We start from the raw sequence: 12,160 nt of genomic DNA, 5'->3' as shown, positions 1-12,160 counted from the left end.
CACCCAAGTATCACGTTTCTCAATTATTCCACCTCATTAGTATGGAAGCAAAGCCTTCTATTATAACATAAAAATAATTCTGCAAGAGGTCTATTGACTAAGAAACGCTACGCTTCCAAGTCATCCCACTACGCGGAGTCTGCCGCTGTCGCAGCCACAGTCCCAGCAGCAAACCAATTACCACAATTCCGGTGAAGTAAGTCAGCGAAATCAACCGGACAGCCATCGGCGGAGCCACACCTTCGACTGGAATATTCTCTGCAACTTGGAATGGCTGAAATTGCCGCGTTGCGTTTGCAAGCGGTGCAACCTCGACAACAATACTATGGGGGGCACCGTCAAAGAATTCCTGCTCCCACGCCAATTTTCCATTGGTGTCTGGAGTCCCCTGATAAGCAAACGCCACCCAATTATTTTCGAGTTGGGTAGTTGTTACTTTCAACAGTACATCTGTCACAGGTTGGTTGGTTTTGAGATCACTAACGCTGACCTGCAATTTAGCAGATTGACCCACCGTTGCACTCTCGTCACCCGATAGTTGCATATAAAGTCCTTGAGACTGCAATTTGGCGGGCTTACCAGAGCGCGGAATTTCTTCTCCCATGCCTGGCATCGACATACTATGGTGCGATTCGGCAAGTTCAGCGCTGATGTTGACCCAGAGGAGTGCAGCGATCGCTACCACAATCAATCCACTCAACAACAATCGTACCCGTTGCGGGGCGATTTCTCCCGGTTGAATCGCTTGTCTCCCCCCAATCACCCAACCTCCTAGTAGTCCAACTGCCAGTAAAATCACAACCAGGATGCCAAAGTAGCGAAACTTTAAGGGATTTTCCGGCAACGTCAGCGTCAGCTTTTGCTGAATCGGCTTAAACGCATTGGCAACGAGCGGAGTAACTGCTACCTGGAGTTGATACGTTCCCCGGATTGGCAGGGTTTGTTGAACCTGCAACTGACCTGTTGGTGCATTGCCCTCAATGTCCAGCAACTTTGTCCCTTCCACAATCGGAAAATCTGTTGTGAACCAGGGGTTTTTAGGACGCGTGAACAATTGCAAGTGGATTTTGGCATCCTTTAAAGACTGCCCTTGAGCATCTACGGCTTGCAGCATCAGCTGCACTGGCGGATTGTAATGCCCCGATCCCAAAACTGTAGTGGCTTCAGCCTCAAGGGGTCGAACCTGATTAATCGGTGGATTAGTTGTTAGCCGCACCGATGGTTGAGGGGATTGGGAAAGTCCGATCAAACCATAGAAGATAATTCCGATCATGCAAATCGCACCGATCAGCTTAGACCACTTAAGTTTTGTCATTTTATTTCTCTCCTGCTAATCATTGACTCAATCAACTAATGGCAACTCACCATCAGTGTGTGGTGACGCAGAGTATGAGTCGTGTCATGGATAGCAGGGTATGTAGTGAAATAAACTGTCCACAGAGTCAAAGAACACAGTGCCACATAGAGCGCTGATTGTACAGGCACTGATAGCACCCGACGAGCGACTTGTTGCTGGGCTGAAGTAGAAGATTGAACCGTCATTTTGTACCTCGCAGATCAGACGATATTAATTAATTCGGCAGGCATTCTGGCTTCTCCAGTCAGCAGTGAGCAGTAAACAGTAAATAACTGAAAACAGATGACTGATAGCTGAAGTTTACAGTTGCGGGACAGCGGTAGAGTTTCACTACACTTTCCCTGTTTTTTCTCACGGGGTAGCACCCGTCATAACCGATTCGTGTAGTTAGCATACACGAACATGTAATATCTTACAAGAATTTATAACAAATATTTCAGTAAATTGAAAACTTTATTTCTCAAGAGCGTAATGATATTAGAAAGCTGCAACAGCTGCCTCAGCTACAGCTTGATCCTGTTCACCGCTACCACCACTTACTCCGATCGCACCAACTATCTGGTCATCGCGTTGAAGTGGTATACCCCCGGCAAAGATCATGATTCTTCCTCCATTTGAGGCGTGTATACCATAAAATTGTTTTCCTGGTTGAGCATCCTCAGCAAGGGATTTGGTAGAGAGATCAAACGCACGAGCAGTAAATGCTTTGTTAATTGAGATATCGATACTTCCGATCCACGCACCATCCATCCGAATATGAGCAACAAGGTTCCCGCCAGCATCAACAACCGCAAGATTCATTGGTTGTCCGATTGCACGAGCTTTCGCTTCTCCAGCCGCTAGTATTCGTCGTGCGTCATCCAGGGATACAGAATGTTTGTCATAAGTCATGGTAATTATTTCAATCGGAGAAATGTGTGCGTTGAGCGCGTGTCATCAATAAAGGATATCATGAGCATAAATTCTTGGTGTACCCCTTTAAGACCAAGAAGACTTCAAGCGCTGGTTATACCGTTTCATATTAAGATTGATACAAATAAGCGAACCACAGAGGACGCAGAGGTCACGGAGAAATGAGAGTTTGAGAGGGTTTTTGCGTAAGTCCTATGATAATCACTACAGATCAAAGCATAATCAAACCCAGTCGTACGCCCACAGCAACAGCCTCAGTGCGGCTGGAGACACTGAGCTTTTGAAAAATGGATGAGAGATGAAATTTGACGGTATGCTCAGAAATGTGCAAGCGTTTAGCGATCGCTTTATTCCCCAACCCAGAACCAAGCATTCCTAAAACCTCTATCTCGCGTGGTGTCAAGGTTTGTACAGGATTCGCCACCACTTTTTCTCGGATAGACAGTAATTCTACAGCATCCGGGTGCAGCACCACCAAACCAAAAGCGATCGCCTCCACAGCAGCGACAATTTCTGACTCTGTGCTACTACTGGGCAATATCCCCCGGATACCAGAACGTAACGCCGTCTCTAAATCAATGCTGTCGAGTTCCTCAATAATAACGATCATTGCTAATGGGTATTGCTCCTCTTGAATAAGCAGCAATTTTTCCCACACCGATTGTTGAAGATTGCTGCTCAAATCTACCAGCACCACATCTGGTTGTAATTGCCCAACTTCCCTTGCCAATACATCCAAATCGGATGCACTCCCCACAACCGTCAGCCGAGAATTGGTAGTTACCACAGCTGATAACCCTGCGCGGACTACAGGGGAAGTAGCAACTACCATCACTCGGATCATGTCGCCTCCACAGCAGTTTTCCCAGCTTGCACGGCAACATAAATCACGAATTGCTGCCCACCGCGTAGGAGTTGTAGCGGCACAGATCCTTTACTGTCATGGAGATATTTGGTTAAATCATTCATGTTAGTAAATAATCGCCCCGAAACTCCAATTAAAACATCACCGATTTGTACACCAGCAGTTTCCGCCGCACTGTCAGGTAAAATTGACAACACCAATAAACCCAAGCTACGCCGATTTAAAAGCACAGGTTGCAGTGTGACTCCCAGTTGCGGACGACTATTTATTTGTAAAAAACGCTCAACGGTGCTGCTGGGAACTGCCACAGCCAAACCATTAACAATCATGGTGTTAATTCCCACAACTCGGCCTTGACAGTCGGCAAGCGGTCCCCCAGAATTTCCAGGATATAGCTGCAAATCGGCCATAACTGCTCGTGGATTATTTGTATAAATAATCCCAGTTGTCACAGCACCACTCTCAGCAAACGGATTACCCACCGCCAAGACTAATTCACCCACTCGTAGGGCCTCAGAATTGCCGATAGTTGCAGCAGTTAAATCAGTGGCGACAATTTTCAGGGCTGCTAAATCCTGCTGTGGATCAAATTGTGTCTGCACCGCATCAAATACTCTTCCGTCTGCCAATTCCACAGTTGCGCGGTTGCTGGTTGCCACATGGGCATTAGTGATAATTAGTCCGTCAGGTTGCCAAATTACACCGGAACCGACTCCCAAAGAGCCGCTTTTCACTTTCACAGTGCGATCGCGTAGTTTAGCAGCTACCTCTGTCAATTCGGCAGCGATGTTAGTTAATGTTGTGTTTGCCATGTTATACACTTTTTGAGCATGTCAAAGTAAAATCTAGTCATGTCCTTTGTCATTTGTCCTTTGTCTTTAGAAACACAAATGACTAATGACTAATGACTAATGACGGTTCGAGCAAAAAGGTGGAAGTTCCGAGTTCAAAGGCTCAACGTTTGAGCAAAAAGGTGGAAATTTTGAGTTCAAAGGCTCAACGTTTGAGCAAAAAGGTGGAAATTTTGAGTTCGGAAGCTCAACGTTTGAGCAAAAAGGTGGAAATTCCGAGTTCAGAAGCTCGAATGAATCGAAAATTTAGATAAATCTTGACACAGCTAATTAAACCCATCCCAAATTGGATTATTCTTCCTTAGTAGGTCGTTCGCCAACTGCGATCGCTAACTCAACTAACACTCCACCCCGGACAACTTGGACGTTGACAGTTTTACCAATGCGATCGCTACTATTGAGCAGCCCCAGCACATCACCTGTATCGCCCACAGTGACGCCATCGAACGTTACCAAAACATCGCCAAGCAGCACACCTGCATTGTCAGCAGGCCCGGAAGGCTCAACATTAACGACAATTACCCCAGTTGCAGAAGTTAAATTAAGAGCAGTTTTCAGATTCTTTGGTAAACGTACAGGTTGCATTCCCACACCCAAGTAGCCCTTGGAAATGCGTCCTTTTGCTACTAATTGGTCAACCACGCGATCGACTGTAACAGTGGGAATAGTTAGAGCAGTACCACGTCGCCCCGATGTATTCATACCTACCACAAAACCCGCAGCATCTACGAGCGGCCCACCTGCAAAGCCAGAGTAAAGGCTGATGTCTGGGCGAATGAATTGGTCAATATTTCCGCCATTCATACTCCGCCAACTACCGCTAATCACACTCACTGCACCCATCGCCGCCCTTAAGTCACCTTCGCTACCTCTTGCCAGTCCTAACACCAGATGACCAACTTTGAGCGTTTTGGCATCGCCAACTTTTGCTACAGGTATTTCTACATTTTCTAGTTTGAAAACAGCGATATCGGTGCTAGAGTCATGACCAATGAGTGTTACTGGTGCAGTGCTACCATTTGATAGAGTGATGGTGATGTCGTCATAGCGCTGGAGGGACTCATCAGAGGTAACAATGATTCCATGACGCCAGTGAATGCCACTTGAGGAACGACGTGTACCCCCATTCACCGCAACCACAGTACTCTCAACTTGTTCTACGGTGTCAGCTAAACTGTTGGACAGGTCTAGTAATGAAGACATAAGATTTTTCTGCAAACGTTCTTAGATATTCATATCGTGCCGTTTGCTCGACACAGATGGCATCGGAAAAATGGGGAGAATTCACCCTAGAAAAATGGCTAGTACAGGCAAAAGTTTGCCTACCTTTAACCAGTTGCTCAACAAGGGGCTTGAGCAAATTGTCTAATTAATTGAGATGGTAGCTGGATTTTTGCGCCCGTTGTACTAGGCTTAATATAAGCTAATTAAGCGAACATGATATCTAGATATGAAAAGCTCACCCAGAGTCGCACAGTCGCAGAGATAAAATGCATACCCAATCAACAGAAATCGACCTGCTCACTCCATCTAAAGAATTACCTCTATATGGCAAGAGAATTTTAGTCACAGCACCGAGAAATTATGCTTATAGGTTAGCTGAACAAATCATCAAACAAGGTGGTTTACCTGTTTTCATGCCTACTATCGAAACCTGCTATTTATCAAACTACACTAAGTTAGATGCCGCTCTAGGTCGCATAGATGAATTTGATTGGATTGTCTTCACCAGTAGAAACGGTATCACTGCATTTTTTCAACGGATGAAAGATTTAGATATCCCCGTATCTGTGGTACACGAATGTCAATTATGTGCTTTAGGAGAAGACGCAGAAAGCTTATCATCATTTTGTGGCGAAGTCGATTTAATTCCCGCAGAATCTAGCCCAGCCGGAATTGTAGCAGAACTAGCGAAACTACCAGAAATTCACAAGAAAAAAGTGCTGCTCCCGGCTCCAGAAGTTCTTGGTTTGCCTGAGCCTGATATTGTACCCAATTTAATTACGGATTTGCAGCAATTGGGCATAGAAGTAACTCGCGTACCCACATATATTACACAGGGTTTAGACACAGGTATCTATAGTGTTGAATTGAACTTGATGCGTCAAGGAATGATCGATGTAATTGCCTTTAGTAGCACAGCGGAAGTAGAAAGCTTTTTGGCAATGGTCAACTTGCAAAGCGATTATGAACGTTGTATTATTGCATGTTTCGGCCCTTATACAACTGCCAATGCCCAAAAATTGGGTGTGGATGTCTCTATTGTGTCCAAAGATTATAGTTCATTTGAAGGATTTGCTGAAGCGATCGCAGCATTTTTTACTCGTACTTCCAGTTCATACTAAGCGCTTGGTGATGTAGAGTAATTAATCACATTTGACTATAGACTAGCTGCACATAAACCCGTAGTATCGAACATAGAGTTTAGATTTAGCTAGGAATTTTTACATGGCAACTTACAAGGTCACATTACGTACCCCAGAAGGAGAAAAAACAATTGAAGTTCCTGATGATGAGTACATCCTAGAGATTGGTAACGAGGAATATGAGATGGACTTGCCCTATTCCTGTAACGCTGGTTCTTGCTCTACCTGCACTGGAAAGCTGATTTCAGGTACAATTGACCAATCAGATCAGAACTTCTTAGACAACGATCAAATGGATGAAGGATGGGTTCTCACCTGCGTTGCCCGTCCTACTTCTGATTGCGTTATCGAAACCAATCAAGAAGAAGCGCTTAACGCTTAACTAACAGATGTGGATTTAATAAAGAGCAAGTTTTGTCGGGTGCGTTAGAACATTCACCCTAGCGCACTTCAAATCTGAGGTAGTGTCGTACTCTCAGCGATAACACACTCTACTAGATTTAAAATTTTGCACTTTTGTAATAAATCTGGATAGACTGAGTAATTCACATTAAAAAGCGCTCCCCTTTTGGAGAGCGTTTTTTATTTAGTTTCCTATATAGCTAGCAGATATCAAGCGTAAATTAGCCAGATGATGCTAGATTAACTTTGACAACTTTATTCTTTTCTTCTTCAGTGGGTAGCCTCAGGTTCAAGATACCATCTTTATAATCTGCCGTGACGTTGAGTATCTTGAATTTGAGCAGGTAAAGGAATTACAAGTTGGAATTTACCATAATGAAATTCGCTTTTAATCACACCTTTATCTTCAGATTTCGTTTCTGACTTTCACTCACCACTAAGGTATACAGCATTTTCTGTAACTTGCAAATCCAGGTCTTTAGCTTCAATTCCTGGAAGTTATAGTTTTAGATGAATTGCATCTTTAGTTTCTTTTAAGTCAGCAGCGGGAACTCTGGATAAACTTCTATCCAAAAATGCAGTTGGCAAAGTATCTTCATGAAATAGAAGTGGTTTAAATTCGGTTTTTATCATCTGAGTTGGGAAGATTACCAAACTATAAATTTCCTTAATAATAAGTACGGTAATTTAAAATAGTGTGTTTTCGGTAAACTCTATAAAAGCAAACTTGAAATATAGCAATTTTATTTAAAACGTCGTTACGAGCGTCACCTGCACCTTACTCTTAAAGCTTGTATGTGTAGCGTATCCTACAAAACTTTAGTATATTCATGCGATTAATGATAATAATTCCACCTGTTGTATTTTTTGAATTTCACAGGGATAATAAGAGATTCCGAACAAACTGCCGATAACAGATATGTCAACAAGTTGGATTTACCTTATTGCAGCAATCCTTTTTGAGGTTTCAGGCACAACTTGCATGAAGTTATCGCAAGGATTTACTAGAATACTCCCTTCGCTATTAATATTTGTCTTCTATGGACTTTGTTTTACTTTTTTGACCTTTGCTCTCAAGAGACTTGAAGTGAGTGTGGCTTATTCTGTCTGGGCTGGATTAGGAACTATCCTAATTGCTATCATTGGTATTATCTGTTTTCATGAATCTGCCACATTGATGAAACTTATGTCAATCGCCTTAATAATCATCGGGGTAATTGGCATAAATGCAAGTTGATGGGGGATAGAAATTAGGCGGCTCATGTATCATTGTGTTTACTAAAACATCCCACTAAAAAACCCACTTTAGTGCATGTGAAAGTTAAGTGGTGGAAAAGTTTTAACATATTCAATTCTTGGTGCTGGCCAGCCGCCGCCAAACTTCACGGAGTTGGAGCTACTAGCTAGTAGCGATCGCGTTTCAAGTCGTAAATCACTTTCTCCAAATACCAGTCCAACGACCTCCCAGGATTTAGCTTTTGTTGGTGTTTGAGTAATCTGGTAGCAATGTTTCCGTTGCCAGAAAGTAAAGCAAGCAGTTCGTTTTGTAGATTTTTGCTTCCAACACCTGGAAGATAGTCTACCTCTGGTGCATCTGACTGTACTTCTGTCCTGTTGAGTTCTATCTGACTTTGTAATTGCAACTCTTTCTGGCGTGTTAGAGCCATTAGCTTCTCCAGTTCGGACTGCTTCTGGAGTAATTCTTTCATTTGCTTGTCCAGTTGGCGTTTTGTCTCCACTAATACGGCTTTTTTATTGTCTAGTTGGGACTGGATCTCGCGTACTTCTAGTAATTTTTTCTTTAAATCTGTTAAGGTTTGCATGAGATTGGATTGAGCCGGTTGTCAATCTACCATGCAGGAATTCTCTACCTAAAAGCATCGGAGAATCCCCGCATTTGTTTTTGAATTGGCTACCTGGGCGATTAGCAGTGGTATCACCCTTGATAAAGTTGCACTCTGGATCGGCGATACCGTTGAGATCGTCTTGCAACACTACTGTCATCTAGAAGTGGTTAACGCTGAATGCCCTGATTTTTTGCTGCTACTCGATTGCTACTTAAAAATTACTTTTAAGTCAATTCCAGTCCACCTTGATAGCCAGTAACAATGCGTCCACCATCCTTGAGGATGTGGACTTCTATCTGGTCGCTAGCCCAGGTAATCTGGTCTTGGAAAGCCGGGTTTAACACACGAACCCGTTGATTGCTTGAAGAAACTGGAGAGTTAGGAGAGTTAATTGCCAGAGATTGGACAAAAGGCCCGTCAATCAGGATATCGAGTTGTTCTAATAAAGTTTGGGAACCTGGCGGCGCAGATTGGGACTGTAGTTGCTTAAGAGTAAACCCAGAAAAAGACATTACATTTAACCCAGCAGCTTTTACCTGACGAGCTAAAGACGCCAGTGCAGTTGCTTGCCAAAAGGGTTCTCCACCAGAGAACGTTACACCCGTATTGCGAGAATTGCTGAGAATATTTTTGGCAAGGGTATCAACAGCAATCAATTGGTTAGCTTCAAATGACCAAGAGTCAGTATTAAAGCAGCCAGGACACTCACGAAGACAACCTTGTACCCAGACGACTGCACGACAACCAGGGCCATTAACTTCTGACTGATCAACGTAACCCATAATGTTGAGATAGCCAGAGGGAATTTCCATGAGTGCTAGCGATGGGTCAGTTGGCTTAATTTGCATCTCTTTAACTCCTTTTAGCCGTTGCCTGTTAACCGTTAACTATAGCGAATCCTCAATTAGATAACCGCGACAAGTGGACTAAAACTAATGACTAATCTCTCAAAAACTTTAGGGGATTTTGAAAAGTCCGGTTTAACTGACTAGACTGAAGTTAGTTGCCCAGCTAGCATTGACCGTCCCATACATAGAATCGATGACTCAACAAACTTCTAGAATTTGTATCCTTGGCGGAGGCTTTGGTGGTCTCTACACAGCCTTGCGCTTAAGCCAGTTACCTTGGGAATCTACGCAAAAACCCGAAATTGTTCTGGTAGATCAAAGCGATCGCTTCTTATTTTCTCCTTTACTTTACGAATTACTCACTGGTGAACTGCAAACCTGGGAAATTGCCCCACCCTTTGAAGAACTTTTAGAAGGCACAGGAGTGCGTTTTTATCAAGGGCTTGTCTCTGGAATTGACATCGACCAGCGACGGGTAAATCTACATGAAGGGCCAGAAATCCCTTACGATCGCTTGGTGCTGGCGCTAGGAGGTGAGACACCGTTAGATTTAGTCCCTGGTGCAACATCCTACGCCTATACATTCCGCACAATCTCTGATGCCTATCGTTTGGAAGAACGCCTGCGATTTTTAGAAGAATCCGATGCTGATAAAATTCGGGTAGCGATCGTTGGGGCTGGCTACAGTGGTGTAGAGTTAGCTTGTAAGTTAGCGGATAGACTAGGTGAAAGAGGACGCTTTCGGATCATTGAAACCGCTGACCAAATTTTGCGAACTTCCCCAGAGTTTAACCGGGAAGCAGCAAAGAAAGCTTTAGAAGACCGTGGCGTATTTCTTGATTTAGAAACCAAAGTCGAATCAATAGAGCAAAATACCATTTCTCTAGAGTACAAAAACCAGTTAGACATAATTCCGGTGGATTTGGTAATTTGGACTGTGGGAACCAGGGTTGCGCCCGTAGTGAAATCTCTTCCCCTCAAGCAAAATCAGCGTGGTCAAATCAGCATTACATCCAATCTGCAAGTCTTTGATCATCCCGAAATCTTTGCCTTGGGAGATTTAGTAGACTGTCATGATGCTGAAGGACAGCAAGTCCCCGCCACCGCACAAGCGGCTTTCCAACAAGCTGATTATACTGCTTGGAATATCTGGGCAACTCTGACTAATCGCCCCCTCCTTCCCTTCCACTACCAACAGTTAGGAGAAATGATGACACTAGGAATAGAAAACGCCACTCTCACTGGTTTGGGAATTAAACTAGATGGACGCTTGGCATCCGTCGCCCGGCGGATTGCCTATTTATATAGGTTGCCAACTTTAGACCATCAACTTAAAGTTGGTTTTAATTGGCTAGTCCGTCCGATCATAGAAACACTTTCTCGGTAACTTTAAGGTTGGGCATTGGTAAGCCAGTGCGTTGCGGAGGTTCCCGACGCTCGATAGCGGAGCGTCTGACTCGCTCTAAGCGTTGGCGCAGCCTCTCTAAGAGTTGCCATGCCGCAGGCTTTACGTTGCGCTATCGCCCTTGGGAGATGACTCGCTACCGCTTCGCTATCCGTTGTACCCCTATGGGGAAGCAAGCTACGCGCAGCGTCTCCGACAGGAGAATCAACTGGCGTCATGGGGCAAAACAGTTTTGCCTTTTTGAGTTCCCAGTTCTGAGTAAAAAAGTGAGATTCCCCACTCAACACGGGCTAAACCATAGCTATCAGCTAACAGCACTCTTGAGGGGCGTTGGTAAAGAACCAAGACGTTTACGATGATTTGCTTTATTTGCGCCAACCTACTTAGCAGATGTTAAACTGCTACCCACAGAAGCTCTCTAACAAGCCAAAATCTAAAATTCAACATTCAAAATCTTCAAACTTTGATGGAACAACCGAAAGTTATTTTTTTAGATGCTGTGGGCACACTTTTCGACGTTAAAGGCAGTGTGGGCGAAGTTTATGGTCAGATAGCCCAGGAATTTGGGGTTACAGTTTCAGCCGAAAGATTGAATACAGCCTTCATCAAAAGCTTTAAAGCCGCGCCGCCGCCAATATTTATAGATGCAGAACTGCAAGATATTCCCCAGCGCGAGTTTGATTGGTGGCGGATAATTGCCCTGAACACTTTTGAAAGTGCTGGTGTTCTCAAGGAATTTTCTGACTTTTCAGCTTTTTTTAGTGAACTTTACATTCACTTTGGTACAGGCGAACCGTGGTTTATCTATCCCGATGTCTTACCAGCTTTAATCAACTGGCGGCGGTTGGGAGTTACTTTGGGGGTGCTGTCCAATTTTGATTCCCGGATTTACTCAGTATTGCAAAGTTTGGGATTGAAAGAGTTTTTTAGCTCGGTTACCATTTCTACCCAGGTACGTGCAGCTAAACCCGATCCTCAAATTTTTGCCATTGCCTTAAACAAACATAAATGTTCCCCAGAGGCAGCATGGCATATTGGCGATAGCATTATAGAAGACTATCACGGAGCTAAAGCAGCTGGTCTCAGAGGTGTTTGGATCAATCGTGGAAAATGAGGGGATACTTTCAATTCAGCAACGCCAAATTTTTAAAGTGGAATCCCAGGGTGTATCAGTCAACAATTTTAAGCACATTTGTTTAAAAACTGTTTGGCAACAATTGGACTCCAAAGCACAAGGAACACAACTCCAGAACCTAAAATCAAGAACTGAATTTTGTTTGCAAGTCTTTGTTCGGTGTAGACGGAAT

The 12,160-nt window shown here is 43.9% G+C and carries 16 protein-coding genes, 1 pseudogene and 1 riboswitch; of the genes and pseudogenes, 6 read left to right on the top strand and 11 right to left on the bottom strand.

Features of this window, described 5'->3' with window-relative positions; genetic code table 11:
• Positions 1-97 precede the first annotated feature (97 nt).
• From V7K21_RS26510 to V7K21_RS26490, 5 genes are all read right to left on the bottom strand, one after another.
• Positions 98-1,315, bottom strand: a complete 1,218-nt coding sequence (locus V7K21_RS26510) for a hypothetical protein (protein ID WP_335178507.1) — start codon at positions 1,313-1,315, stop codon at positions 98-100.
• A gap of 35 nt (positions 1,316-1,350) precedes the next feature.
• Positions 1,351-1,542, bottom strand: coding sequence for a CbtB-domain containing protein (locus V7K21_RS26505; protein ID WP_334795030.1), 192 nt, complete (start codon positions 1,540-1,542; stop codon positions 1,351-1,353).
• Between the two features lie 19 nt (positions 1,543-1,561).
• A riboswitch (cobalamin riboswitch) is annotated at positions 1,562-1,751 on the bottom strand.
• A gap of 83 nt (positions 1,752-1,834) precedes the next feature.
• On the bottom strand, positions 1,835-2,248 hold the full coding sequence (locus tag V7K21_RS26500) for a GlcG/HbpS family heme-binding protein (RefSeq protein ID WP_335178505.1): 414 nt from the start codon (positions 2,246-2,248) through the stop codon (positions 1,835-1,837).
• Between the two features lie 232 nt (positions 2,249-2,480).
• Entirely contained in the window at positions 2,481-3,113 is a 633-nt protein-coding gene (locus V7K21_RS26495; protein WP_335178503.1) for a response regulator transcription factor, read from the bottom strand.
• The gene (locus V7K21_RS26490) at positions 3,110-3,946 is read right to left on the bottom strand and encodes a S1C family serine protease (RefSeq protein WP_335178501.1); all 837 of its coding nucleotides are present in this window, start codon (positions 3,944-3,946) and stop codon (positions 3,110-3,112) included. Before V7K21_RS26490 ends, V7K21_RS26495 begins: the two co-directional genes overlap by 4 nt.
• Before the next feature lie 92 nt (positions 3,947-4,038).
• Between V7K21_RS26490 and V7K21_RS26485 the strand changes: the two genes are divergently transcribed.
• Positions 4,039-4,239 carry a hypothetical protein gene (locus tag V7K21_RS26485; RefSeq protein ID WP_335178499.1) on the top strand — a complete coding sequence of 67 codons (201 nt, stop codon included), beginning with the start codon at positions 4,039-4,041 and terminating at the stop codon, positions 4,237-4,239.
• A 37-nt stretch (positions 4,240-4,276) separates the two neighbouring features.
• Here the strand turns inward: V7K21_RS26485 and V7K21_RS26480 are convergent, their stop codons facing one another.
• Positions 4,277-5,188, bottom strand: a complete 912-nt coding sequence (locus tag V7K21_RS26480) for a S1C family serine protease (RefSeq protein ID WP_335178497.1) — start codon at positions 5,186-5,188, stop codon at positions 4,277-4,279.
• Positions 5,189-5,475: 287 nt separating this feature from the next.
• Here V7K21_RS26480 and V7K21_RS26475 point away from each other — a divergent pair, with 287 nt between their 5' ends.
• Together V7K21_RS26475 and V7K21_RS26470 are read left to right on the top strand one after the other, a co-directional pair.
• The gene (locus V7K21_RS26475; RefSeq protein ID WP_335178494.1) at positions 5,476-6,330 is read left to right on the top strand and encodes a uroporphyrinogen-III synthase; all 855 of its coding nucleotides are present in this window, start codon (positions 5,476-5,478) and stop codon (positions 6,328-6,330) included.
• 103 nt (positions 6,331-6,433) lie between these two features.
• Positions 6,434-6,733, top strand: a complete 300-nt coding sequence (locus V7K21_RS26470; RefSeq protein ID WP_335178492.1) for a ferredoxin — start codon at positions 6,434-6,436, stop codon at positions 6,731-6,733.
• A gap of 241 nt (positions 6,734-6,974) precedes the next feature.
• Here V7K21_RS26470 and V7K21_RS26465 read toward each other — a convergent pair.
• Positions 6,975-7,386: pseudogene (locus V7K21_RS26465) on the bottom strand (Hsp20/alpha crystallin family protein).
• A 286-nt stretch (positions 7,387-7,672) separates the two neighbouring features.
• On the opposite strand from V7K21_RS26465, the gene V7K21_RS26460 reads away from it, so the two are divergent.
• On the top strand, positions 7,673-7,990 hold the full coding sequence (locus tag V7K21_RS26460; protein ID WP_335178490.1) for a DMT family transporter: 318 nt from the start codon (positions 7,673-7,675) through the stop codon (positions 7,988-7,990).
• 166 nt (positions 7,991-8,156) lie between these two features.
• Here V7K21_RS26460 and V7K21_RS26455 read toward each other — a convergent pair whose 3' ends face one another.
• Both V7K21_RS26455 and V7K21_RS26450 read right to left on the bottom strand, forming a co-directional pair.
• Positions 8,157-8,576, bottom strand: a complete 420-nt coding sequence (locus V7K21_RS26455) for a hypothetical protein (RefSeq protein WP_335178488.1) — start codon at positions 8,574-8,576, stop codon at positions 8,157-8,159.
• Positions 8,577-8,824: 248 nt separating this feature from the next.
• Complete coding sequence (locus V7K21_RS26450) at positions 8,825-9,448, bottom strand: 4Fe-4S single cluster domain-containing protein (RefSeq protein ID WP_335178486.1); 624 nt, start codon at positions 9,446-9,448, stop codon at positions 8,825-8,827.
• A gap of 193 nt (positions 9,449-9,641) precedes the next feature.
• Between V7K21_RS26450 and V7K21_RS26445 the strand changes: the two genes are divergently transcribed.
• Positions 9,642-10,835: an NAD(P)/FAD-dependent oxidoreductase gene (locus tag V7K21_RS26445; RefSeq protein ID WP_335178483.1), complete on the top strand. Its 1,194-nt coding sequence runs from the start codon at positions 9,642-9,644 to the stop codon at positions 10,833-10,835.
• A gap of 2 nt (positions 10,836-10,837) precedes the next feature.
• On the opposite strand, the gene V7K21_RS26440 is transcribed toward V7K21_RS26445, so the two are convergent.
• Positions 10,838-11,071: a hypothetical protein gene (locus tag V7K21_RS26440; RefSeq protein ID WP_335178481.1), complete on the bottom strand. Its 234-nt coding sequence runs from the start codon at positions 11,069-11,071 to the stop codon at positions 10,838-10,840.
• Positions 11,058-11,231, bottom strand: coding sequence for a hypothetical protein (locus V7K21_RS26435; RefSeq protein WP_335178479.1), 174 nt, complete (start codon positions 11,229-11,231; stop codon positions 11,058-11,060). Before V7K21_RS26435 ends, V7K21_RS26440 begins: the two co-directional genes overlap by 14 nt.
• An 88-nt stretch (positions 11,232-11,319) precedes the next feature.
• Here V7K21_RS26435 and V7K21_RS26430 point away from each other — a divergent pair, with 88 nt between their 5' ends.
• Complete coding sequence (locus V7K21_RS26430; RefSeq protein WP_335178478.1) at positions 11,320-11,967, top strand: HAD-IA family hydrolase; 648 nt, start codon at positions 11,320-11,322, stop codon at positions 11,965-11,967.
• The last annotated feature ends 193 nt before the right edge of the window (positions 11,968-12,160 follow it).

Source organism: Nostoc sp., assembly GCF_036919595.1.
Classification (GTDB): Bacteria; Cyanobacteriota; Cyanobacteriia; order Cyanobacteriales; family Nostocaceae; genus Nostoc.
This window is presented reverse-complemented; position numbering and strand designations above follow the sequence as displayed.